Here is a 23,954-nt window from a genome sequence, read left to right as displayed (position 1 = left end):
GAGCAGGGAGATTGGGCCAATAGAGATTGAATTAACAGAAAAGCGGTTTGGCTTGTTACTCAGGTAATGGCTACTGTGTATGTAAAGGAGGAACGGTTAGAATGCTGCAGATACGCTTGATTTTTACTCATCATCTCTTCGAACCCATTCCAATGCTTTGTCGCTTTCCAGTACTTCAAAGTGCCTTATTTTTGCCGTAGTAAAAGGGCTTGCCATCACAGTGAGCCAGTCCAGCCATTTGCGGTTGCCGACGAGCGCAACTTTTCTGAAGTCGCCTGCGTGGCGGAAGTCAAATTTCAGGTCTTCCCAAAGCGCCTGCAGCGAAATTTCTTCGGCCTCCTGCAACTCGGCATACACCCGTATCTTGCCGTACTGTTTGATTTTCTCTTCCAGTATCGGCAACATCACCTCATAGTCATGGCGGTCTACACTGCCAGCCAGGCGAAAAGCAACCAGCTCTTCCCGCGACTCTTCAAGTAACTGTAGCATTGGGATCAGGTTTGTCGTCATAGATACGTAACGACGATGACCACGTTCAAGTATAGCATTCAGCCACGGCTATACTTATACCTGTTATTGTACAATATTATGGCCTATTGGGCAACCAGCGTGCTCAGCTGGCAAAGCAGCACATCGCGGGTGGTATTGGTGGAGCCGTCGGCAAACCGGATGCTGTAAGGCGTGCCAGACGAAGACTGAGTAGCCAGTTCAGTAACGAATCCCTCCGCTGTCTTAATTTTTGAGGCGTGCTTTTTCCATTTTGAATACAAGTGCTCTGCAGCCTTTTCAGGTGCAAATTCGCTATTGTCGCGTATAAAGGTGGCGCCTTGAAGGGTGCGAATGTATTCGATCAGCTTCTGGACTTTCTGATCTTCTGACATCGTTTCGGAAGAGCCACTATGTTCGTAAGAAGCTTGCGCAGCAGCGGGTTGTGTTGCACTATGAAATAAGAGAATGGCCACCGCCACGAATAGTACTCTGAACATGGTTTTTGTACTCGTTTTATTTTAAAATAATCTTGTCAGATAAGTAATTTAGCAAACCGGTAAGGCACTTAATTTCAAGTCTTAACGTTAGGTTCAGAAGCAAAAGCTATACCTGAATCTGCCGCTGTAACGGCTATACGTATTTTATGAAGAAAATTTTCTCCCTTTTTGCGATGGCCCTTTTGCTATGCCAGCAGGCCTTTGCCCAGCAGAACATCGAAACCAGACTGGGTTACAGTTACAACGATAAATTTGAATTTTCGGACGAGTGGCAGTACCTCTCCACCGATATTTACCTCTACAATGGTGGTCAGTTTAACCGTGTACTCAACGAGTTGGAGTCGGGGGTGAAGAAGAAAAGCAAGAAGAATTACGCTTACGAACTGGAGTATCTGTTCATCACGGCGCAGCTCAAAAATCTAAAGCTCTTCGGCAACGACCAGATCGTATACCCGCTCTTCAACTTCCAGATCAACACCGATAAAAAAGAATACCATACCCAGGTAAGTGATCATCTGGAAGTGGTGCGCATCATCGACAAAATGCCGCTGACTTCTGCCCAGAGCAGCATCGATGCGGCGATCAACGCTAAGGCTGTCACCAACCAGGACGGGGACCAGGTGTTCAACCTGGTGGCTAGCCAACTCGTGAGTCTATCTAACTTAACTAACCCATCGGTGGCAGTGATGTCGTTGGTAGGGGAGTTTGGTAACCTGCTCAACTCACGCGCCAAGAAGAAAGAGTATAAGTTCAGTTCGACCATACGTCTGTACGAAGGGCAGGATTTTGACACGCGTCTGCATTCGGTGAAGGTATACGTTTTCGTGCCGGGCAACGTGAAGACCGTTACTTTAAAGCCAGCCAAACTGGCCGATTACCTCAGCAAGTACTCGAGCAAGCTGGACCGAAAGCAGATGGAAGACGCCATCGGGTATAAGGAGTACCCTTACATAGTGGTGGCCAACTACAAGTCGCTTTATAAAGTGGATGTGCTGACCGGCGATGAAGTGACCATGGACCTGATCGAGAAGCGCAAGCAGAAGATCCAGACGGCCTATGACACGAAGCTGATGAACGACGAGACGTACCGCCAGGAGAAGCTGTACGTAGAGTTTTTGCGCATTTTTGCTGAGATGAAGCAGAACCTGAACGCCTACCGACTCAACTATCGCAATAATAGCCAGGAAATCAACGCGAAAAACCTGTTTGGCATCATGCAGGAGTATAAGTGCCTGAAAACCGCTTTTGAGGCGCGTGAGAAGGAGTTTGAGAAGAATACCACTTATAAGAACATCTTCCGCTCGGAATACGAGTCGATACTGGCCAATGCCGACCTATACCTGGACGCCGACCATAACCTGAAAAATGCGAAGGTGCTGGTGAACACGCTGCAGGAGCTCGAGAACAATCCGAAAGCATGGGACACACCGGCCAAACGCGAAGCCGCGCTGGCCAAGCTGTCGTCGGTGGAGCTGCCGCGTGCCGATTACCTATCTGCTTCAGTGGAAGGGGAGGCCATCGTGCGACTGACCAAACGGCTGGAGGACATGCAGTACCGCGAATTGTTTGAGAAAGAGGTAAAGAAACTGACAGACACGCAGGCTTCTGAAGAAACGCTGTCTGTGCGCAACGCCCTGCAGGACAAAGCCAACACAAGCAACTGCCTGAGCTGCCGCGATAAGGTGCGCGATGCAGTGAACGAGTATAACAAACGCTACGAAAACTCTAAACTGAAAGAAGAAACCAAAGAAATGGGCAAGCTGCAAAGTGCAGCCGAACAGCAGGTGCTGCGCCACCTACGCTGGCGGCTGTGCTTCGACAATAACCTGCAGGCTGTAGCTGTGGCCAGTTCCGACAATGGCATGGACCAGTACTATGCGAAGCTGAGTGAAAAGAGCAGTTCGTTTGCAGCCACGATCAAAGAGCTGGACGCGCTCGCCAAAAACGCACCCGAGAACGCTCACCTGCAACAGGTGCAGGGCTACAACAAACAGCTAATCTGATGAAAGAAGTAGAGCAACACTATGCCATGCTGTGCGAGTTAGATAAAAAACTCTGCGAGTGTCAGTAATGGGCCAATAACATTCCCGCAATTTTACCCGTTGGGAGTGTATGGTCAATTTTCTGGATACACTTCTAGGTATAGGCTCGGACTCGCTCACGTGGTGGCAAATGTCTATCCGGGCGGTCGTTGTTTTTATCGCGGCTTTGCTGATTATGCGGGTCGGCAACAAGCGCATTTTCGGAAAGCATACCGCTTTTGATATCGTGTTGGGTATCATCTATGGCTCAGTCCTCAGCCGCGCCATCACAGGCAACTCTCCCTTCTGGCCCACGCTTGCCGCCGCCCTTACGCTGGTTTTACTGCACCGATTTCTGGCCTTTCTGGCTTATAGTACTTCTGGTTTCCTAGGGCCTTTTATAAAGGGCGATCCTGTGTGTCTGATAAAAGACGGAAAAGTACAGGAGGATGAGCTCAAAAAACTTAACCTGACTGAAAATGACCTGCAGGAAGCCTTGCGCGTAGGAGGCGTGACGGATGCAAAAGACGTAGCATACGGCTGCCTGGAACGAAGTGGTAATATCAGTATTGTTAAAAAGGATTCTTAAACACGAAAGCCTTTCCAGTTTTGGAAAGGCTTTCGTGTTTAGATAATGTCAGACCGGTACTTAGGCCATCTGAGCGTCCAGTTTACCAGCCAGTACATTTTTCGGTACAGCGCCTACCTGCTTGTCCACTACCTGTCCATTTTTGAAAACGAGCAGTGTCGGGATGCTGCGGATACCGAACTTGGCAGAAGTCTGCGGGTTCGCGTCTACGTCAACTTTGCCGATCACAGCTTTGCCTTCGTATTCGCCAGCCAGCTCTTCCACGATCGGACCTACCATGCGGCACGGACCGCACCACTCTGCCCAAAAGTCTACCAATACTGGTTTATCTGAATTGATGATCTCATCAAAATTAGCGTCAGTGATTTCTAATGCTTTGTTAGCCATAACTTTAACGTTTTGTTGGTTAAATTCTCTGTTTTAAATATAGTAACATTTTATAGCTTGTCAAATTTGAGTCCAATTGCTTTTGCCTGACAAGCTGTCCTGTTATCGGGCAACCCCCGATGCAAATTTAGAACTTATACATACGAATTTACAAGCCGATGGTATATTTATTTGTATAAACAAATGTTGTGGGATTAAGTTTCAGTGAAATTGAGAAGTGGACATAGTGGCAAGGGGAGAATTTTTTAATCTGGAAATTCCACTGGTATTAGACCGGGTAAGTTAGCATAGTTTGCTGCGGAGCTATACCTGTAGTGTTTTGGTTCACTGGGCTCTTTCGGATTGATAAATCCGAAAGAGCAATTAGCACTATACAAAAAAGGTATGCCACTTCCGCAGCATACCTTTCCTATACCTAAAGAGACAGGAGCGATTCATCTCTAAATCCCCACCTCCAAATTTTCAAATCAATTACAGCAGCTTACACTCACCCAATCCCAAATCCTTGATCTGTCCTAAGAAAACCTTCGGATCGACGCGGTACTTGCGGGAGTAAGTCGGCAGCACCAGCTTTTCGTCCGGTACGTGAAGCGTGATCTCCAGTCGCTTCTGGCCTGGGCTGGTCGCGATGGCCTCTTCCAAAGCCTCGGCAATATTCGGGGTGAGGAGCTGCAGGTTCACATTCAACTGTACGCCCTGCGCCATTTTGTCCATCACGTCGCCGAGGAGCTGGATGTTGGTTGGCTTGAGCTCCCACTGGTCTTCGGTGCGATAGCGCAACTGCACTTTGCCCCTGATGAACAGGTATAGCCCTTGGCGCAGGTATGGTTGGAACTTCATGTAGTCTTCGCCGAACAGCGCCATTTGCAGCGTGGTATCATAGTCCTCGATGGAGAATAGCGCAAAAGGGTTACCATTCTTTGCTGTCCTGATCACGACTTCCGAAACCATACCGGCCACGTTGATGTCCTTGTTTTTATAATTGGCAATATCAGCCAGCGCAGAGGTACAGTAGGAGTCGATTTCCATTTTGAACTGGTCGAGCGGGTGGCCCGAGATGTAGAAACCCACGACTTCTTTCTCACGGCGCAGCATTTCAGCCTGCGTCCATACCTGTACTTCTGGTATCTTCGGTAGCGGAGAAGCCACAGCGGCGCTGCCCCCGAACAACGACTGTTGCGCTGCCTGCTGTTCTGCCTGGTAGTTGTTGCCATAACGCACCGCCTTCTCCAGTAAACTGATGTTCTCGCCTTCCGGCACTTCCATCAGCTGGGCGCGGTGGTAAAGTCCCCACGAGTCGAAGGCTCCGGCCAGGGCCATACTTTCAAAGGTCTTCTTGTTCACGGCACGCAGGTTAACGCGCTTCGCAAAGTCGAAGATATCCTGGTAAGGACCGTTCTTCTCTCTTTCTGAAATAATAGCGTCTACTGCAGCTTCGCCGGTGCCTTTGATAGCGGCCAGACCGAAACGGATCTGCCCCTGTTCGTTCACGTTGAACTTCAGCAAAGATTCATTCACGTCCGGACCAAGTACGGCCACACCTTGTTTGCGGGCTTCCTCAATAAAGAACGTCACCTTTTTGATGTCGTTCATGTTGTTGGTCAGCACCGCCGCCATATACTCGGCCGGGTAATGCGCCTTGAGGTAGCCGGTCTGATATGCTACCACAGAGTAAGCGGCGGAGTGGGAGCGGTTGAAGCCGTACTGGGCGAACTTCTCCATCACGTCGAATACCTCCGAAGCTTTCTTGGCCGGGATCTTATGCATTTCTGCAGCACCGGCAATGAACTTCTCGCGCTCCTCGGCCATCTTTTTCATGTCCTTCTTACCCATCGCGCGGCGCAGCAAGTCGGCGCCTCCCAGTGAGTAACCGGCCAGAATCTGGGCCGTCTGCATGATCTGCTCCTGGTATACCATGATGCCGTAGGAGTAATTCAGGATCGGTTCGAGCAGCTCGTGCGGGTATTCCACTTCCTCTTTGCCGTGCTTGCGGTTAATGAAGTTCGGGATGAACTGCATCGGGCCCGGACGGTAAAGGGCGTTCATGGCGATCAAATCTTCAATGTTGGTCGGCTGCAGGTCCTTGAGGTACATGCGCATACCTTCCGACTCGAACTGGAACGTACCGATCGTGTCGCCGCGCTGGTAGAGTTCGTAGGTTTTCTCGTCGTCGATCGGAATATTATCGATGTCGATCTCCACGCCATGGTTCTTCTTGATGAGCTCCATGGCGTCTTTGATGATGGTGAGGGTTTTCAGGCCCAAAAAGTCCATCTTCAGCATACCTGCGCTCTCGATTACCTTGCCGTCGAACTGCGTCACGAGCAGGTCGGAGTCCTTGGAGGTCGAAACAGGTATGTAATTGGTAATATCGTCAGGAGCGATGATCACACCGGCCGCGTGTATACCTGTGTTGCGCACTGAACCTTCCAGCTTTTCAGCCAGCCTCAGTACAGCAGCGCGCGCGTCTTCTCCTTCGCGGATGGCAGCCAGTTCCAGGTTCTCCATAAAGGCCTTGGCCAGGGTGGTGCCCGGTGTTTCCGGTACCATTTTGGCCAGCTCGTTGGCTTCGGCCAGCGGCAGGGAGGTAGCACGGGCTACATCTTTGATAGACGATTTGGCGGCCATCGTACCGAAGGTGATGATCTGGGCTACCTGTGTTTTGCCGTATTTGTCCACCACGTAATCGATCACGCGCTGGCGGTTCACGTCGTCAAAGTCGATGTCAATATCGGGCATGGACACACGCTCCGGATTCAGGAATCGTTCGAAGAGGAGGTTATACCTTATCGGGTCGATGTTGGTGATACCGACGCAGTAAGCCACTGCAGAACCGGCAGCCGAACCACGGCCCGGCCCCACGAACACCCCCATGTCGCGGCCACGGTTGATGAAGTCCTGCACGATCAAAAAGTAACCGGCAAAACCCATCGTCTTGATCACGTGCAGCTCAAAATCGAGTCGCTCGGTCACTTCCGGCGTTATTTCAGAATAGCGTTTGGCAGCACCTTCGTAGGTGAGGTGGCGCAGGAACTCGTCGGCGTCGGCGTGCTGTGGAGGTATAGGGAAGTTCGGCAACAGGATATCGCGCTTCAATTTTGGCGGCGTGATCTTGTCAACGATCTCGTTGGTGTTGTCCACTGCTTCCGGCACGTCCTGGAACAGTTGGTTCATCTCGGCCTGCGTCTTGAAGTAGAACTGGTCGTTCGGGAAACCGAAGCGGGTTTTCGGGCCAGCTTCGTCAATGCGCTGGAGCATCTGGCGCACGTTCATGTGGTTGCTATACTTGTTGCGCACGTTCTCCACGGTGTCGTAGATCACCTTCTGGTCGTCGCTCAGGAAGCGGTAGTATTTGGTAGTAAAGTCACCTACCGGGGTGCTCTGGTCTTCACCGGTGTTCACGCACAGCAAAATGTCGTGCGCATTCCAGTCCTCCTGGTCCACGTAGTGCGAGTCGTTGGTGCAGATGACCTTGCAGTTATACTTCTTCGCCCACTTCAGCAGCACCTGGTTGATGTCCTCCTGGCTCTTGCCGGTGCCGTCGATGTTCATCAAACCGTGACGCTGAATTTCGATGTAATAATCCTCACCGAATACATCGAGCCACCACTTAAATATTTCTTCTGCTTCTTCTTCGCTTTTCCACAAGATAGCCTGCGGCACCTCGGCGCCAATGCAGCAGCTGGTTGCAATCAGACCTTTGCTATACTTGAGCAACAGTTCCTTATCAATGCGCGGCCACTTGCTGTATATCCCCTCGATGTAAGAAAGTGAGCAAAGTTTGGCCAGATTCTGATAGCCCTCCTGATCCTTAGCGAGTAGTAGCTGATGGTGGCGTACGTCTTTCTGTTCCTTTGTGAAGGTCTTCAAGTGACGATCTTTCACCAGGTAAAACTCGCAGCCTACGATCGGTTTCACGTTATACTTGTTGGCCTCGTTCACGAAATTGAAAGCGGCGAACATGTTGCCGTGGTCGGTCATGGCAACGGCGGGCATGCCATCGGCCTGTGCCTTTTTCATGAGCGCGCTGATGCTGGCCTGACCGTCGAGCAGGGAGTACTGGGTATGGGTGTGTAAGTGCGAAAAAACTGGCAAGACTATCTAGAATTAGTAATGACGAATGATGAATTTTTAATGACACGCAGGTATAGCGATCCTATACCTGGAGCCTTTTCCGGGATGTTAAAATTACGCAAAATCGGGCGGCTGCCCAAACCAAAAACAGCTCTGCAGCAAAACAAAAGCGGGAGCGTAATCATCCCCTGCACATGAAGTAATTTACTAACAGGCATTCCCGAATAAAGCGTATAATTATAACTCGAAAAGCGTCACTTGACGTAAGATAAAGCCTGTGCACAAACAGGTATAAGAAAAAAGAACAGCATGGCAGAAACAGTTGATTCAGGGAAGATAGGAGGTATGTTCCGGGCTTTGCGCTCGCGCAACTACCGGATCTTTTTCATGGGGCAGGGGGTCTCGCTCATCGGCACCTGGATGCAGCAGATCGCCATCAGCTGGCTCGTATACCGTCTCACAGACTCTGTATTCCTGCTGGGCGCCGTCACGTTCGCCAACCAGATTCCTTCTTTTTTGCTCGGGCCCTTCGCCGGGGTGCTGGCCGATAAGTTCAATCGCCACCATGTGTTGCTGGTCACGCAATTCCTGTCTATGCTGCAGGCGGGTACCCTGGCTACGCTGGTGCTGACGGGTACGGTGCAGGTATGGCATGTGATGACGCTAATGGTGGTGCTCGGCACGATTAACGCCTTTGATGTGGCCACCCGGCAGGCTTTTGTAGTGCAGCTGGTCGATAAACGCGAAGACATCAGCAACGCCATCGCGCTGAACTCCTCGATGTTCAACATGGCCCGCCTGGTGGGGCCATCAATAGCAGGCGTACTGATTGCCTGGGTAGGGGAGGGCGTCTGCATCCTGATCAATGCGGTGAGTTACCTGGCGGTGCTGGCTTCACTCCTCACGCTCAGGCTCAACCCCTTTGTGCGGGAAATTCGCCAGGAAAATGTATGGAATTCCCTCAAACAGGGCTTTTCCTATGCTTTCGGTTTTCCGCCCATCCGAACGCTTATCCTGATCGTGGGTTTGATCAGCATGTTCGGTATGCCTTTCAGTGTGATGCTACCGGTGTTCGCCCGTGATATTCTGCACGGCGGGGCCAACACGCTGGGCTACCTGATGGGGGCATCCGGGCTGGGAGCTTTGTCAGGAGCACTGTTCCTGGCGCAGCGTAAATCGGTGATCGGGCTAGGCAAGGTGATCATTTTTACGATGACTTTGTTTGGTACGGCGCTGATGGCTTTCTCTTTTTCCACTGTACTGTGGCTGTCGCTGGTATTGATGCTCTTTACCGGTTTTGGGATGATCGTGACGATGGCTTCCTGCAACACGTTACTGCAAACGCTGGTAGACGAGGACAAGCGGGGGCGTGTGATGAGCCTTTATGCTACCGCCTTCATGGGCATGGCGCCGCTTGGCAGTATGCTGGCGAGCAGTATAGCAGAGCAGATCGGGGTAGCGTATACCTTGCTGGGTTGCGGTTTCCTTTGTGCTGTCAGCGTCATTCCCTTTGCCCTGAACCTGAAACGTTTGCGTGTGATGGTGCAGCCCATCTACGAGCGCCTCGGCATCATCCCCGAGATTGCCAGCGGCCTTCGTACCGCCACGAAATTGACCGCCCCTCCAGGAAAACGCTAAGAGCAGCTATACCTTAAAACCGAAAGAGCCAGCTACTGCAGCTGGCTCTTTCGGTTTAGGATTCTTTAAAAAACTACTTCTTTCGGATCACCAGCTTATCGCCCGGTTTCACGTTGAAGTCAGATTTGTTGTTCCACTCCATGATGTCCTTGATAGTGACGCCATACTTGCGGGAGATCTGGTAGAGGCTCTCGCCGGATGCCACCGTATGCTGGGTGCTGGAACCGGTAAAGGTTTCTGACGGAGCTTCTTCCAGGTCTTCGTTTGTTGCTTTCTGATCAGCAGGAGCAGTCACGCGAAGTTCTTGTCCAATGGAAAGCGCTGAGCTACGCAGGTTGTTCCAGGCTTTCAGCTCGTTCACTGTGACGTTATACCTGCGCGACAGGACGTATAACGATTCGCCGGCAGCTACGGTGTGGATCTCTGTTTTCGCTGCCGCAACAGACGCTTCTGTATTTGCCTCCACATTAGGAGCAGACTCCTCAGGCACCGTCTGCGGCTCTGCAATGATCAGTTCCTGGCCAATCTTAATGGGCGCGTCACCCAGGTTGTTCCAGGTCGTGATGTCGTTCACGGTTACGGCGTACAGCCTCGAGATGCCCCAGAGCGACTCCCCTTGTTTTACTATGTGGCGGGCAGGTTTGGCAAGTGGAGCAACATTCTCTTTCGCTACAGTACTAGACTGGCTAGTTTTGGCTGACTCCTGTCTGGCAGGTTTTGATTTTGCAGGTTCAGCTTTGGCAGGAGTTTTCTTCACTGTTACATGCTCTGTAGCAGCCGTCTCCACTGTTTTCTCTGCTTCAAGCACTTCAGCTGTTTCTTCCTCCTCGTTTCCAGAGAAACCCACAAACACATCTTCGCTCAGACCTACCGCCCACTCGGCATTTTCCTCTTCTGTCTCTTCAACTTGCTTTTCCTGAGTTACTGTTTTTTGTTCCTCAGTTTCCTGAGCTTTTTTGCCAGGGTATAGGGCGGCGTTTTTGGGCTTCTCCGTAGCAGCTGGCGTTGCCGCTTTCTGCGCTACTATTGGCTCCGTGGCTTTCACTTCCTGCTCTGGTTGTTTAATTACAGGTATAGGAGCCGTTTCATTTTTAGTAGCAACAGCCACCTTTACAGGCTCTTCTTCTACAGTCGTTTCCTCCTTAGCTATACCTTGTTCAGCTTCTTTGGCAGGTATAACGGTCGTTGTTTCTTCCTCCTGCTTTGTTGTTGTGGCAGTAGTTTGCGTTTCTTCTTGTTCAGGTTCTACTGCCTGGCCTTTCAGTTTATTCCAGCTCTTTTTTAAGCGGGTCAGGAAATTGTCTTGCTGTGCAGCAGGCTCTGCAGCAGTTGTCTTAGCCGATGTTGTTACGGTTTGCGGTGCTTTTTCCTGCGCAATCACATTTTGCTTTTCAGCACCCGGAATAGGCTTCAATTCACGTACCTCGATGGCTACCTTGGCCGGACGACGCTTCTGCAGCCAGAGTACACGGCCTGGTACCGGCACTTCCGCACGCTTCATGCGGTTCTTAAACTGCAGGTAGTCCATCCGGATGCCGTATTGCTGTGCAATCTCCTGCATAGTTTCGCCGTGCTGCACCACATGGTACTCTTTATCGGCATTCAGGCGTTTTGCTTCGATGTAATAAGCTTCGCCTTCCTCGAACTTGTCGAAGTCGCGCATGTCGTTAAAGCGGAGTAGCTTGCGGGTGGTAATACCGGCTTTGATGGCCAACTTGTCTTTGGTGTCGCCTTTGCCAGCTACGATGGCGTTGAGGTTATTACGCTTGATGATGCTGCCTGCTGCAGGTATAGCAGCCGTCTGTCGAACAGGTGTCGTGCGCACAGGCTCGGTTGATGCTACTATACCTGGCTCTGAAGTATGGCGAACCGGAAGCATGACATAATAATCCTTGTCGGCGGGTATAGTGCTGCCCAACAGCCATTTGTTGTATTTTTCGAGTTCAGATGGATCGGTTTGATAAGCCAGTGCAATATCGGCCAGGCTTTGGCCAGGGGTAGCACGCAGCTCACGCAGCGAAACCACGGGCGGGGCACTCTTTCCAATAAAGCTGTCGTAGGCTACTTTATGCGCCAGGAACGTCAACAGGTATGGGTCAGACTTTTCGGTGATGTCCATTCTTTTGCTGCCCTTGTCTGATTCTTTGGTATAGGCTTTAGCGCCAGAGTAACCGTGGTAATAAGAGAGCAGCGCATTGAACCAGTTGTTGTAGAAGTTGTTGCTGCGCTTAAAATAGCGGGCAGCTCCACGGCTGGCCTCTATAATATGCCGTCGTTCATCCACCAGGTGGTCCATGCGCAGGTTAAAGTCCAGGGCAGCTTCTTTTTTGAACTGCCAGTAACCTACGGCATTGGAAGTAGACACGGCATCGCCGCGCAGGCCGCTTTCCTGTAGGGCCAGGTACTTGAAATCATCCGGAACGCCTTCTTCCTGAAATGTGCGCTCAATCAGCGGAAAGTAGGCATCGGCCAGCTCCACTTTCATCTGGAAGAACTTTGGGCTGCGGTGCAGGGCATCCACTTTTTTCTGGATCTCTTCCTGCGCCCTGGGCGAAATGCGCAGGTGGATATCACCAAAATACAGGTTGTGCGGCACAGTGACAGTTTGTGCCACAGCAAACAATGGCAGAAGCAGGAGCAACAAAAATGGTAATGGTGTCTTCATAAAGGTAAACGGGTAAAATAAGCGAAGCTATCCACAAAGTGGCTACAGTATATGTTGAAACAGCTGTTGATAACTCATTAAGGTATAGGATGTTCTCTATATAGAGATAGACTTGCAAAATTAACGCAATTTACCCCGCATTCTAAAGCTTAGAACGAAGTTATTTTAGAGAAATTTTTTAGTGTGGATAAGTAATAGGGAGTACTTGCGGACTGTTCGCAAGCAACTGCTGCGTAGAGGCCATGTAATGCAATATGGTATACCTATGCCCGAGCGCTTTTGCTATACCTGGCAGCTATACCTATAAGGCATAAAAAAAGCGACACGTGGTCGCTTTTCTGTTATTTTTTGCGGGCAACCATCAGGCCATCGCGCACCGGCAGCAGAATGTTCTCTACCCGTGGGTCGTCCTGCACCATTTTGTTGAAGTCCAGGAGCGCAGCTGTGTCTTCGTCGAGTTTCTTGCGGTACTTGGCCAGCACCTTGCCGCTCCAGAGCACATTGTCGGCAATAATGTAACCACCCGAACGTACCCGGTCAATCACCAGGTTATAATAGTTGGTATAGTTATACTTGTCGGCATCGATGAACACAAGGTCAAAAGTAGCGTCGATGGTCGGGATAATCTCAAGGGCATTGCCTATGTAATACTTCACGCTCTCGCTCAGGCCCGCCTCTTTTATATAGCCACGGACTGTATCTTCAAGTTCTTCGTTGATGTCGATGGTGTGTAGCGTGCCGTCTTCCTGCAGTCCCTCGGCCAGGCAAAGAGCCGAATAGCCGGTATAGGTGCCTACCTCCAGGATCTGCTTGGGGCGAATCATGTGGGAGAACATGGAAAGCAAACGGCCCTGCAGATGGCCCGATAGCATGCGCGGCCGCATCACGTTCAGGTGCGTCTGGCGATTTATTTTATGCAGTAGCTCCAACTCCGGTGAGGTATGGTCCTCTGCGTATTGTTGCAGTTCTTCGTCCAGGAATTCCATCTTTTAAATTGTTAAATGGTTGATGGTTAAATGGTTGATGGTTAAATGGTTATTTTCTCAGCTAGTTCAAAAAAGCAGTGCGCTTATTGGGGGCACGGCCTTTTTAACAATTTAACAATTCAACAATTTAACCATTAACAGGTACGTAATTAAGAAAACTTAGCTTCTCCTCGCGCAGTACGTCGTTGGCGATGTCGATCAGGTCCTGGGCGGTTGTGTTTTTAATCTGGTCGAAGATCTCGTTCAGGGTGTCGATGTGGCCCTGGTCGAGGATGCTCTTGCCCATCATCATCATCAGGCCCATATTGCTTTCTTCGGCCATGGCCAGTTGGCCCATCAGCTGCTCTTTGGCGGTGTGCAGTTGCAGCGAGCCCAGTTGCTTTTCACGCAGCTTCTTGAGCTCCTTCAGCACCAGGGAAGTGGTGCGCTTGAGTTGCTTTTTCTCTGTGCCGAAGTAAATAGACAGCAGGCCCGTGTCAATGTAAGTGGCGTAGTTGGCGTCGATGGTGTATACCAAACCGTGCTTTTCACGAACGGCCAGGTTCAGGCGCGAATTCATACCTGGACCACCCAGCAAATTCACCAACATAAAGAAAGGGATACGGCGGTCGTCGTTGAGGGCGTAAGCCGGACAGCCAATCACGCAGTGCGCCTGTGAGATCGGTTTCTCGAACGTCACCGCCTTTGGGGTGTAGTTCTCAAAAGCGACACGCTGACGTGGTTTGCTGATGGTTGGAATATCAGCCAGGTACTTTTCAGCCAGCTTTACCACTTTCTCAAAAGGCAGGTTACTCACCGAGCAGAACACCAGGGCTTCGGTGCTCAGGTTATCTTTAATAAAACGCTGAAAGTCGTCTTTCTTGAAACCAGACACGCTCTCTTTGGTGCCCAGAATGTTGTTGCCGAGCGGGTGGTTGTCGAACACTACGTTGTCAAACTCATCCACGATAGCTTCTTCCGGGGTGTCCAGGTACATAGCCATTTCCTCCAAAATCACGCCGCGCTCTTTCTCAATTTCCTTTTCAGGGAAGATGGAGTGGAAGGTGATATCGGTCAGGAGTTCAAATGATTTCTCAAAGTGCTTGTCGAGCACGGAGCTGTAAAAGCAGAGTTTCTCTTTGGTGGTATAGGCGTTTAGTTCGCCTCCCACTGACTCCAGTCTGTTCAGAATATGGAAAGACTTGCGCTTGGCCGTTCCCTTAAAAGCCATGTGCTCCCAGAAGTGAGCGAGGCCCAACTGGTCAGGCTGCTCATCGCGGCTGCCCAGGTCCAGGATAAAGCCGCTGTGCGCAATTTTGGTGTGTAGTACTTGTTTATGAACGATACGAATACCGTTCGGCAATGTATGAATATGATAATCAAGCATTCAGTTCGAAATTAGCCTGCAAAGATAGGCAAAAAGTACCAAAACAGGCCGCTTACCCGCCAAATGTTAGTGGTCGAGGCTGCGTCCGCCCACGTTGATCACAAAGCCCAGCGAAAAAACAGAATAGCCCGCCGTGAGCGCCTTGCGGTTGCGAAGTCCGAAGTTGGTGCCGCTCGTGTACTGCAGCTGCACCGAAGGCGTGAGCGTCATACGGGTGTAGAAGATCGGCTCCAGGAAAATGTTGTCCTCGTTTGGTTGCTCCACTCCATCGAGTATATGTTTGTTCATGTTGACGTAACTCACACGGAGGGCCGTACCATAGTTGAGCGGAAACTCGTTGCCAAGCAGTCGCAGCGACTTTTTCTTTTTCGAGCTGAAGTTCACCTGCGTGAAATATTTACTGAAGCCCGCCTCGCGACGGGTATGGGTCATTACACCTTCTTTCTCTTCCTTTTCGGTGCGGTCGCTGCTGCCACCGCCAAAGCCAGCATATACCTCGAGCACCCGGTTCTGGTTCGGGCCAAATGTGGTAAAATAGCCCGCACCGGCCTCTATCAGGTTGTGGCGGAAGTCCCGCTTCTTGCGTTCCTGGTTCAGCATGGAGCCGTTCAGCATCACCCCGATGTTGTCGGTAACGGCATACGCGGTATTAAACGTGATATTGCCTTTTGGTGTGATGTGTCCGCCGGCGCTCAGTTCGCCTTTTTCGGTGAACATAGGCACATTAGGCACGTTGGGCATGTACGTAGACACACAGCCTGTGGTCAGGAGGAGGAGGGCAACAGCAAAGAGTTTAGCAGAATGTAATAGTGCTTTCATATGGGTAAGCGTGGCTAAAAGAACTGCTAAACTAACTTTCCTGTCGCTAAGAAGAAAAATATTTTTGCTCTTTTCCGTGAAAGCTGCCGCAAGCCTATACCTGCAGCTTCTAAACTTTCAAGTCTAACCGCATTGGCGTAGCTTTGCAGCAGCTTATACCTGATGAAAAAGATCCTGATCATACAGACAGCCTTTCTGGGCGATGTGGTGCTGGCAACCGGGCTGGTGGAAAAACTGCATGCTCATTATCCGGAAGCACAGCTCGATTTTCTACTTCGCAAAGGTAACGAGTCGCTGCTGAAAGGGCACCCGCTGCTAAGGCAGGTCTTAATCTGGAACAAGCAGGAAGGGAAGTATAAAAGCCTGATGCGTCTGCTCAAACAGATCCGGCATGAGCGTTATGATCTGGTGGTGAACCTGCAGCGCTTTGGTGCTACAGGTATACTCACCGCCCTTTCCGGCGCCCGCGAGACGGTTGGTTTCGACAAAAATCCTTTCTCCCGCTTCTTCACCCGCCGTTATACCCACAGCGTGGACTCCGGCACGCATGAAGTGGAGCGCAACCACCTGCTCATCGCCAGCCTCACCGACGGGCAAGCGGCCAAGCCGAGATTATACCCTTCTCATGAAGACTTCAACAAAGTGCAACCACTAAAACAGGAGCCGTTTATCGGCATGGCACCAACCTCGGTGTGGTTCACCAAGCAGTATCCGTTGAAGCAGTGGGTAGAACTGCTCGACCAGCTGGGCGACAGGTATAAGGTATACCTGCTCGGGGCACCGGCCGACAAAGCCCACTGTGAGGAGATCATCAGCAAGACTAAAAACCGGCGAGTAGAAAACCTGTGCGGCCAGCTCAACCTGCTGCAGTCGGCGGCCCTGATGCGCGATGCCGTGCTCAACTACGTGAACGACTCCGGTCCCATGCACTTGGCCTCTGCCTTGGATGCGCCTACCTGTGCCATCTTCTGCTCCACCGTGCCCCGCTTTGGTTTTGGACCGCTGGCAAACTTCTCAGCCGTTATCGAGAAAAATGAGCCGCTTTATTGCCGCCCTTGCGGCCTGCACGGGTATAAAACCTGCCCGGAAGGACATTTTAAATGTGCAAAAGGTATAGCCACGGCACAGCTGTTGAATGTGCTCGCTACCCGCACAGCTTAAGAGAGTTATAATAGTGTGTGTAGTGTGGTAGGAGTAGGAATAAGATAAGTTTGCAATCTCTGGTATATTAGGTTTTTTCTATAAAGGTGTTTGGACTAATAATAAAAGTACTACCTTTGCAGTGCAAGTTCAGTCAGGCCTAAGAATCTGACAGACGACTGCACCTAGCCACTATACCTACAAAACTATGAAATACCAGCCCATCGACAGGGAGCTGTTCTGCTATAACAGGCGCAATTTTGTGCGGCAGCTCAAGCCTTCCTCTCTTGCTGTTTTTCATTCTAATGATGTGATGCCGACCAATGCGGATGGCACCATGGCGTTCCGTCAAAACAGCGACCTCTTCTATCTTTCGGGAGTAGACCAGGAGGAAAGCATTCTTTTGCTTTTCCCGGACGCACGCGACGAGCGCATGAAGGAAGTGCTGTTTGTGCGCGAGTCGAACGAGCACATCATGGTATGGGAAGGGTATAAGCTTTCCAAAGAGCAGGCCCGCGACACATCAGGTATAACCTCTGTGCTGTGGCTGAAAGACTTTAAGCAGGTTTTCAACAGCCTGATGGCCGAGGCCGAGCACGTATACCTGAACACCAACGAGCACCTGCGTGCCGTGGTAGAGGTAGAAACACGCGATGCCCGCTTCATCAAATGGTGCCAGGAGGTATACCCGCTGCACCGCTACGAGCGCAGTGCGCCCATCATGCACCACCTGCGTGCCATCAAATCCGAAAAAGAAATAGAGCTTCTCCGCAAAGCGTGCGATATCACCGATCTGGGTTTCCGCAGAATCCTGCAGTTTATTGAGCCCGGGGTGATGGAGTACGAAGTGGAGGCAGAGCTCTATCACGAATTTATACGCAACCGCTCACGAGGACCAGCCTATAGCCCAATTATCGCTTCGGGTGAGAATGCCTGCATCCTGCACTACACCGATAACAGTCGCGAGTGCAAGGATGGCGATCTGCTGTTGATGGACGTTGGAGCCGAGTACGCTAACTATGCCGCCGATATGACGCGCACCGTGCCGATAAACGGCAAGTTTACCAAGCGCCAGCGCGAGGTATACGATGCAGTACTGCGTGTGATGAAAGCCGCTACTCAGATGCTGGTGCCCGGCAACTCGCTTGACCAGTACCATAAGTTTGTGGGAACGGTGATGGAGAACGAACTGATCGGACTCGATTTGCTTGACGCAGGCGATGTGCGCAACCAGGATCCTTCGAATCCGCTATACAGGAAATATTTCATGCACGGCACCTCGCACCATCTGGGGCTCGACGTTCATGATGTAGGTAGCAAGTACCGCTCTTTTGAAGAAGGAATGGTGTTTACCTGCGAGCCGGGTATTTATATAAGAGAAGAAGGTATAGGCGTGAGGCTGGAGAATGATATTCTGGTTACCAAAAGCGGACCGGTGGATCTGATGAAGAATATTGCGCTGGAGGCAGATGATATTGAAAGGCTGATGCAAAAGCGCTAAGCGCGTGCATAGCAGGGGTTTACAGATAACTACTTGCAGCCTTTTTTATTGTATTTACGTTAAAAAACAGATGCTTTGCATTTATTGATGTTGAGCACACAACTTACGACCCTTAAAAAGGGTTGAAATACAGGGATGCGCGGTTGCGGATAGCAGGTGAAGCAGTGCAAACAGCGCATCGGAGTAGGTTTAGAATTTAAGCTGTTAAGACCGTTTTTTTAGACATTAACAAAATGCTTCTGCTTATGGATAAAAACTACAACAATGCAATGACTACCCGCCTGACGTATCGAAATATACGTTCCGTCTGTTTTTTTATAGAAATATAAAAAAACTTACCTGAAAATATGTACGTATTGTCATATCAAAATATACTTTTTAAAATTATGCGAAAAACTCTAACGAAACTATTTACAACTGCACTCGCGCTTGTATTCCTGCTGTCTGCCAATACAGCTGTGCTTGCGCAGAACGCTGACCAAAAGACGAACCTCCAGATCTACGGAAGTGCGCTCCAATATAAAGGTGATTTAGGTAACAACTGGTGGAAAGATAAAATGGGCTGGGGAGGCGGCGTATCGCTGAACCAATACCTGAGCCCCTCTTTCGACGCTGGTCTGCACCTGAGCTATGGTAATACTGAATTCAGCAGATTCGGATCCTCCATGGATACCAAACTCGGTATGGCAATGCTCGGCCTGAGACTGAAAATGTATGGCAACATCCTGAAAGAAGATGCTTTCATCGGTCCATACCTGACAGTTGGTGGTGGTGCCCACTTCGTAAGACCAGAAGGTGTATCGCCAACAGGTACTTATGACGAAAATTTCGTAGCAGGTGCAGCCTTTGGTGGTGCCGGCCTTCGTTTCAGATTCTCTGACGCGGTGAGCCTGTTCATTGAAACAAGAGCACACTTCACCAGCAACGACAAGTATGACAACATCGAGTCGAACATCAACGACCGCTTCCTGCAGCACAACATCGGCCTTGGCTTTAACCTTGGCAAAGGCAAAGACACAGACGCTGACGGTGTGCCTGATAGAAGAGACAAATGCCCAGACACTCCAACTGGCGTACAGGTTGACAAAGACGGTTGCCCAATCGATACAGATGGTGACAGTGTTCCGGATTACCAGGATGAGTGCCCTACTGAGGCTGGTGTAGCTAACCTGGGTGGTTGCCCTGACCGTGATGGTGACGGTGTAGCTGACAAAGATGACCAGTGCCCAGACGAGCCAGGTACTGCTGCCACACAAGGTTGCCCAGACAGCGACGGTGACGGTGTTCCGGATAAAGACGACAAGTGCCCTGACACGCCATCTGGTGTGCAAGTAGGTGCTGATGGCTGCCCAGTTGACTCTGACGGTGACGGTGTTCCGGATAACGAAGACCTTTGCCCTAACTCAGCAGGTACTGCCGAAACGAAAGGTTGCCCTGAGCTGGATGAGCGTACTAAGAAACTGATCGAAGAGAAAGTTAAATTCGAATTTGACCAGGCTCGCGTACAGGACGGTTACCGTCAGCTGCTTGACAGCATCGTGGTAGCTCTTGAGAAATACCCTGACCACGTACTGTTGATCAAAGGTCACGCTGACCACGTTGGTTCAGAAGAGTACAACCAGGCACTGTCTGAGCAAAGAGCACAAGCTGTGAAGGATTACCTGATCCAGCGTGGTGTTCAGAACCCAGACCGCTTGGTGACAAGAGGTTACGGTGAAACTCAGCCACTTGTACAGGTTAATACAAGACTCTCTAAAGCCAGAACAGCTGCTGCCCGTGCTCAGAACCGACGTGTTGGTTTCGAGATGAACACGCCAGACATGCAACTGAACCTGGAGTAACATAACCAGCCGTTAAGGTTAAACGTTAAAAAGGCCCCGCAGAGCAATCTGCGGGGCCTTTTTGTGTTCATGTGGGGTTGTGGTGTAGATTAATGATTGATAAAATCAGGTGAAGTGCGAAGACCTCACGGTGTCCTCCAGACTTGGGAATGTCTAGGGTAGCTTTGGAGTTATAGCTTGTCTGAATCAGGATTTACAGGATTTAAGAATTAACAGGATTTCCGTGCACGATTGTCATCTTCCTGCCTCCTTTGAAGGGGGACTTTTGGCTACTGCTTTCGTGGCTGTCATCCTGTAAGGATCTTGTGGGAAGGGGAGTCAGGCTATTGCTATAACACACCCCTGCCCCTCTCAAGAGGGGAATTAGCTACTGCCAGCTCAAGGTATAAGCGTTGTAGAACCTGTTTAAATTCACTGGCAGGTATAGCAAGACTAACTTGCCCCGGAAGCTATAAAACAGATCGCTTTGCCAAGTGCACTTTTCGACGCTCCACTGTTCGAGCGTTCAGCGAGTTTGGAGCGTCTTGATTTTTTTGCTTACTTTTTTCATCAAGGAAAAAAGTGAGTGCCCGCCGCACAGGCGAAACAGAGGCCCGCCTGGTCAAGGCACGCTATGCAATAGCACACTTGCTATACCTATAACTGGACCAGAGGCCTCGCTATACATAGTTTGCGAGCGTGGACGCTCGCAAACTATGTATAGCGAGCAGCTAACGATGCAGCAGCATGCCCGCTATACCTATACAGCGTTCAATAAGAACGATAAGATTTTACTGCTTCGAAGCCAGCAGGTATAGCACCGCCATCCGGATAGCCACACCGTTCTCTACCTGGTTGAGAATGATGGAATGATGGGAATCAGCGGCGTCGGAGCTTAGTTCAACACCGCGGTTGATCGGGCCGGGGTGCATGAGCACAATCTCCTTGTCGAGGCTGTCGAGCATTTTCTTGTCAATGCCATAGTAGAGCGTATACTCGCGCAGGGACGGGAAATACTTCATTTGCTGGCGCTCCAGTTGTATGCGCAGCACGTTCGCTACATCGCACCAGGCAAGGGCTTTGCGGACATCAAATTCCACTTTCACGCCCAGTTCTCTGATATACTTGGGTAGCAACGTAACAGGCCCGCATACCATGACTTCGGCACCGAGTTTCTGCAGCGCAAAGATGTTTGATAGCGCCACACGCGAGTGCAAAATATCACCAATGATCACTACTTTCTTGCCAGCTACATCACCCAGTTTCTCACGAATGGAAAAAGAGTCGAGCAGGGCTTGGGTGGGGTGTTCGTGTGTGCCGTCGCCAGCGTTTACGATGTTGGCGTTAATGTGGTGGCTCAGGAAATGGGGAGCTCCCGGGCTGGAGTGGCGCATCACGATCATGTCCACTTTCATGGCCAGGATATTGTTGACTGTGTCAAGCAGGGTTTCGCCTTTCTTAACGGAGCTGCCGCTGGACGAGAAGTTAATCACATCGGCAGAAAGTCTTTTCTCGGCCAGTTCAAACGATAGACGGGTGCGGGTCGAGTTCTCGAAGAAGACGTTGGCAATGGTAATATCACGCAGCGAGGGCACTTTCTTGATGGGCCGGTTCAGAACATCTTTAAAGTTATCAGCAGTCTCGAAAATGAGTTGAATGTCTTCTGCTGTAATGTCTTTGATGCCGAGTAGATGCCGGACGCTGAGCTCTTGCATGGGTGCTTTATTCTTCGTTTTTGGTCACTAACCAGATATTGTCTTCCTGCGTGTCGGACCCTTGCCACTCCACCAGCACCCGCTGCGATTGCAGGGAGTTAACGCGCCGGCCCACATAAGTTGGCTCAATGGGCAGGTGGCGGCTATAGAGACGGTCAATCAGCACCAGTAGCTCCACATTGGCCGGGCGCCCAAAGGAAATCATGGCATCCATGGCGGCCCTCACCGAGCGACCGGTATAGAGTACGTCATCTGCTAAGATTACTTTTTTGCCTTCGATCAGGAAGTCGATGTGCGTTGCGTTGGCGGCCAGGGGCGCATCCCTTCTTCTGAAATCGTCGCGGTGGAAAGTAGTGTCGAGGTAGCCGGTTGGTACGGTGGTGCCCAGAATGGCTTTCAGGGTGCTTTGGATGCGTTGTGCCACCTGGCGGCCGCGGGGCTGCAGACCGATGATCACTGAATCAGAAAAATCGCCGTGGTTCTCGATGAGCTGGTGGCAAAGGCGCATCACCATAATCTCGAGCAACTGGTGGTTTACGATGAGTCTTTTCTGCATGGCCTGGGGTCTTGGTTGCAAATATAGGATGTTCGGTTGAATTGTGGGATAGCTAAATGGCTAAATTGTTGGATTGTCGAATTGTTAATTGCTGATTGATATTACATAAGGAGGAAAATCAAGTCAGGGATAAAAATTCAGACAGCAGTGTCCTCAGATATAAAGGACCAACCATTTAATCATCTAACAATTTAGCAATCAACAATTAAAAACTAATCTTATTGATGTAGAATACTGTGCGGTTGGGGCCATTGGGGACGCGTATACGCTGGAAACCGAAGGCGGCAAAGTGAGGGCCATACCAGCGGATCAGGCCCGGTAGGTCTGTGCTCAGGATCTTCTCTTCTTTTTCGTAAGGCAGGAGCTCTATGGAAGTTTCTTCATCCGTGTACTTGTTCTGCACCATCTGGCGGTAGATGATTTTTTCCTGCTCTGGGTAGGCCATCACCAGGCGCCCGTCCGACAGACTGACAATCTCCACTGCATGGGTAAGCGAATTGGTCAGCACGTCGCGGAGGGGGAAGGCATTGTCCCAGAGCAGTACCCCGTCCCGGTCAAAGCCCAAGGCAATGGCGTGCGTGCGCTTGTAGGCCTGCGCTTCACGCTCCAGCCCTCTGATGCGCGTGTCGAAGAAGCTGCTGTTGCTGCGGTACTGTGGGAAGTATACCTCTGCGGCCAGTACATACCCATTGGGTGTCTGGATCAGGTCGTGCAGGAGCATGCGGTAGCGCTGCAGTGGCTCTTTGCCATCAGCAATGCGGGCGAACTCACGCTTGCGGGTGCGCTCCTCGCGGCGCGGCTTCATGTATTTGAAGAAGTTTTGCAGATCCAGCAACGAGTAAAACTCCCCTTCCGCAATTTTAAAAGCCACTGGCGACGTGAAAAACCCTTGCACAAAGCGCAGGTCGCGGGCGCCGTAAGTACCTACCAACATGCGGGAAAGCGTATCGCCGGGCGTAACTTCGGCGTTGAGCAGGCTTCTGTCCTGAGGCTGGAGGATGAAGTAGTTCTGCAACAGCTTGCCGTTTTGGTCGAAGCTCTTGACCTGCAGGCGCGAAATCCGCCGGTTAGTCTCGGACAATACCACATCCACACGGCCGTGTTCGTGGTCGGTGTGCAGGTCCGAGAAAGAGGACTCTTCGCCATACAGGGCAGGCAGGATGGTGGGCTGTGGCTTAGCCGGATTCAGGTATAGCAGGTTTGGTTTGATGTCGTAGCTGTTGCCGGTGATCAGGAAATGGTTTCCGCGCAGCACATTGAACTCGTATATATACTCTGCTTTTTCGAGCTCGATTTCACTCTGGCTTACAGTGCCGCTATCCAGGTCGAGCCGCACAAAGGTATAGAGCGTCGGTTTGGCTGCCTGAAAGATAAGGTAGGTATAGGGAGCCTCCGTGTAGTAGCGCACAAATTCGAATTCGGGCTTCAGGTCCAAGGTACTTTTCCAGACAGGCTCTAATTTTGCGTTATACTTCTCCAGAACAAAGTCAGGATCTTTGGCCCACGTGTCGGCTTTGCGGCTGTAGACCAGCAAACTGCTGTCGGGCAGGGCCAGTACCTCTACGTGGCTGGTTTCGTACTGGTAGGGCAGCTCGAGGCGTACGGGTTGCCGGGGCTCCTGTGCCCAAAGTAGGACAGGTGCCAGCCCGGCAAGGCAGAACAGCAAAAGGCGCAAGTATGGCATGTTACAA

Annotated in this window: 17 protein-coding genes; 6 read left to right on the top strand and 11 right to left on the bottom strand. The window is 50.9% G+C overall.

Features of this window, described 5'->3' with window-relative positions; translation table 11 throughout:
* Nucleotides 1–123: 123 nt before the first annotated feature.
* Both L1278_RS01660 and L1278_RS01655 read right to left on the bottom strand, forming a co-directional pair.
* The gene (locus L1278_RS01660; protein WP_253400765.1) at nt 124–489 is read right to left on the bottom strand and encodes an STAS/SEC14 domain-containing protein; all 366 of its coding nucleotides are present in this window, start codon (nt 487–489) and stop codon (nt 124–126) included.
* 104 nt (nt 490–593) lie between these two features.
* Nucleotides 594–986 (bottom strand): DUF5329 family protein, encoded by a 393-nt coding sequence (locus tag L1278_RS01655; RefSeq protein ID WP_253400764.1) that lies wholly within the window; start codon nt 984–986, stop codon nt 594–596.
* Between the two features lie 146 nt (nt 987–1,132).
* On the opposite strand from L1278_RS01655, the gene L1278_RS01650 reads away from it, so the two are divergent.
* A complete protein-coding gene (locus tag L1278_RS01650; protein ID WP_253400763.1) occupies nt 1,133–2,989 on the top strand; it encodes a hypothetical protein in 1,857 nt (618 codons plus the stop codon).
* Nucleotides 2,990–3,098: 109 nt separating this feature from the next.
* Nucleotides 3,099–3,596, top strand: a complete 498-nt coding sequence (locus L1278_RS01645; RefSeq protein ID WP_253400762.1) for a DUF421 domain-containing protein — start codon at nt 3,099–3,101, stop codon at nt 3,594–3,596.
* Nucleotides 3,597–3,656: 60 nt separating this feature from the next.
* Here L1278_RS01645 and trxA read toward each other — a convergent pair whose 3' ends face one another.
* Together trxA and dnaE are read right to left on the bottom strand one after the other, a co-directional pair.
* A complete protein-coding gene (trxA, locus tag L1278_RS01640; RefSeq protein WP_076669473.1) occupies nt 3,657–3,983 on the bottom strand; it encodes a thioredoxin in 327 nt (108 codons plus the stop codon).
* Nucleotides 3,984–4,454: 471 nt separating this feature from the next.
* Nucleotides 4,455–8,078: a DNA polymerase III subunit alpha gene (gene dnaE, locus L1278_RS01635; RefSeq protein ID WP_253400761.1), complete on the bottom strand. Its 3,624-nt coding sequence runs from the start codon at nt 8,076–8,078 to the stop codon at nt 4,455–4,457.
* A gap of 288 nt (nt 8,079–8,366) precedes the next feature.
* Between dnaE and L1278_RS01630 the strand changes: the two genes are divergently transcribed.
* Nucleotides 8,367–9,695, top strand: a complete 1,329-nt coding sequence (locus L1278_RS01630; RefSeq protein ID WP_253400760.1) for an MFS transporter — start codon at nt 8,367–8,369, stop codon at nt 9,693–9,695.
* A 73-nt stretch (nt 9,696–9,768) separates the two neighbouring features.
* On the opposite strand, the gene L1278_RS01625 is transcribed toward L1278_RS01630, so the two are convergent.
* The 4 genes from L1278_RS01625 to L1278_RS01610 form a co-directional block, all read right to left on the bottom strand.
* On the bottom strand, nt 9,769–12,360 hold the full coding sequence (locus L1278_RS01625) for a LysM peptidoglycan-binding domain-containing protein (RefSeq protein WP_253400759.1): 2,592 nt from the start codon (nt 12,358–12,360) through the stop codon (nt 9,769–9,771).
* A gap of 341 nt (nt 12,361–12,701) precedes the next feature.
* Nucleotides 12,702–13,346, bottom strand: a complete 645-nt coding sequence (locus L1278_RS01620) for an O-methyltransferase (RefSeq protein WP_253400758.1) — start codon at nt 13,344–13,346, stop codon at nt 12,702–12,704.
* Between the two features lie 127 nt (nt 13,347–13,473).
* Nucleotides 13,474–14,712: a pitrilysin family protein gene (locus L1278_RS01615; RefSeq protein WP_253400757.1), complete on the bottom strand. Its 1,239-nt coding sequence runs from the start codon at nt 14,710–14,712 to the stop codon at nt 13,474–13,476.
* Nucleotides 14,713–14,778: 66 nt separating this feature from the next.
* Complete coding sequence (locus L1278_RS01610) at nt 14,779–15,531, bottom strand: hypothetical protein (protein WP_253400756.1); 753 nt, start codon at nt 15,529–15,531, stop codon at nt 14,779–14,781.
* Between the two features lie 162 nt (nt 15,532–15,693).
* Between L1278_RS01610 and L1278_RS01605 the strand changes: the two genes are divergently transcribed.
* From L1278_RS01605 to L1278_RS01595, 3 genes are all read left to right on the top strand, one after another.
* Nucleotides 15,694–16,692, top strand: coding sequence for a glycosyltransferase family 9 protein (locus tag L1278_RS01605; RefSeq protein ID WP_253400755.1), 999 nt, complete (start codon nt 15,694–15,696; stop codon nt 16,690–16,692).
* Between the two features lie 187 nt (nt 16,693–16,879).
* Nucleotides 16,880–18,172, top strand: a complete 1,293-nt coding sequence (locus L1278_RS01600; RefSeq protein WP_253400754.1) for an aminopeptidase P N-terminal domain-containing protein — start codon at nt 16,880–16,882, stop codon at nt 18,170–18,172.
* Between the two features lie 386 nt (nt 18,173–18,558).
* Nucleotides 18,559–20,013 (top strand): OmpA family protein, encoded by a 1,455-nt coding sequence (locus tag L1278_RS01595; RefSeq protein ID WP_253400753.1) that lies wholly within the window; start codon nt 18,559–18,561, stop codon nt 20,011–20,013.
* Nucleotides 20,014–20,783: 770 nt separating this feature from the next.
* On the opposite strand, the gene L1278_RS01590 is transcribed toward L1278_RS01595, so the two are convergent.
* The 3 genes from L1278_RS01590 to L1278_RS01580 form a co-directional block, all read right to left on the bottom strand.
* Complete coding sequence (locus L1278_RS01590; protein ID WP_253400752.1) at nt 20,784–21,707, bottom strand: aspartate carbamoyltransferase catalytic subunit; 924 nt, start codon at nt 21,705–21,707, stop codon at nt 20,784–20,786.
* A gap of 7 nt (nt 21,708–21,714) precedes the next feature.
* Nucleotides 21,715–22,263 carry a bifunctional pyr operon transcriptional regulator/uracil phosphoribosyltransferase PyrR gene (gene pyrR / locus L1278_RS01585; protein ID WP_220627630.1) on the bottom strand — a complete coding sequence of 183 codons (549 nt, stop codon included), beginning with the start codon at nt 22,261–22,263 and terminating at the stop codon, nt 21,715–21,717.
* Between the two features lie 205 nt (nt 22,264–22,468).
* Nucleotides 22,469–23,947, bottom strand: a complete 1,479-nt coding sequence (locus L1278_RS01580; RefSeq protein ID WP_253400751.1) for a hypothetical protein — start codon at nt 23,945–23,947, stop codon at nt 22,469–22,471.
* Between the last annotated feature and the right edge of the window lie 7 nt (nt 23,948–23,954).

The organism is Pontibacter sp. HSC-36F09, from assembly GCF_024171605.1.
GTDB lineage: Bacteria > Bacteroidota > Bacteroidia > Cytophagales > Hymenobacteraceae > Pontibacter.
This window is presented reverse-complemented; position numbering and strand designations above follow the sequence as displayed.

Bases quoted from the DNA above. Each gene is read 5' to 3' on its own strand.
- L1278_RS01660 (WP_253400765.1), bottom strand. From the start codon at position 489: ATGCTACAGTTACTTGAAGAGTCGCGGGAAGAGCTGGTTGCTTTTCGC.
- L1278_RS01655 (WP_253400764.1), bottom strand. From the start codon at position 986: ATGTTCAGAGTACTATTCGTGGCGGTGGCCATTCTCTTATTTCATAGT.
- L1278_RS01650 (WP_253400763.1), top strand. From the start codon at position 1,133: ATGAAGAAAATTTTCTCCCTTTTTGCGATGGCCCTTTTGCTATGCCAG.
- L1278_RS01645 (WP_253400762.1), top strand. From the start codon at position 3,099: ATGGTCAATTTTCTGGATACACTTCTAGGTATAGGCTCGGACTCGCTC.
- trxA (WP_076669473.1), bottom strand. From the start codon at position 3,983: ATGGCTAACAAAGCATTAGAAATCACTGACGCTAATTTTGATGAGATC.
- L1278_RS01630 (WP_253400760.1), top strand. From the start codon at position 8,367: ATGGCAGAAACAGTTGATTCAGGGAAGATAGGAGGTATGTTCCGGGCT.
- L1278_RS01625 (WP_253400759.1), bottom strand. From the start codon at position 12,360: ATGAAGACACCATTACCATTTTTGTTGCTCCTGCTTCTGCCATTGTTT.
- L1278_RS01620 (WP_253400758.1), bottom strand. From the start codon at position 13,346: ATGGAATTCCTGGACGAAGAACTGCAACAATACGCAGAGGACCATACC.
- L1278_RS01615 (WP_253400757.1), bottom strand. From the start codon at position 14,712: ATGCTTGATTATCATATTCATACATTGCCGAACGGTATTCGTATCGTT.
- L1278_RS01610 (WP_253400756.1), bottom strand. From the start codon at position 15,531: ATGAAAGCACTATTACATTCTGCTAAACTCTTTGCTGTTGCCCTCCTC.
- L1278_RS01605 (WP_253400755.1), top strand. From the start codon at position 15,694: ATGAAAAAGATCCTGATCATACAGACAGCCTTTCTGGGCGATGTGGTG.
- L1278_RS01600 (WP_253400754.1), top strand. From the start codon at position 16,880: ATGAAATACCAGCCCATCGACAGGGAGCTGTTCTGCTATAACAGGCGC.
- L1278_RS01595 (WP_253400753.1), top strand. From the start codon at position 18,559: ATGCGAAAAACTCTAACGAAACTATTTACAACTGCACTCGCGCTTGTA.
- L1278_RS01590 (WP_253400752.1), bottom strand. From the start codon at position 21,707: ATGCAAGAGCTCAGCGTCCGGCATCTACTCGGCATCAAAGACATTACA.
- pyrR (WP_220627630.1), bottom strand. From the start codon at position 22,263: ATGCAGAAAAGACTCATCGTAAACCACCAGTTGCTCGAGATTATGGTG.
- L1278_RS01580 (WP_253400751.1), bottom strand. From the start codon at position 23,947: ATGCCATACTTGCGCCTTTTGCTGTTCTGCCTTGCCGGGCTGGCACCT.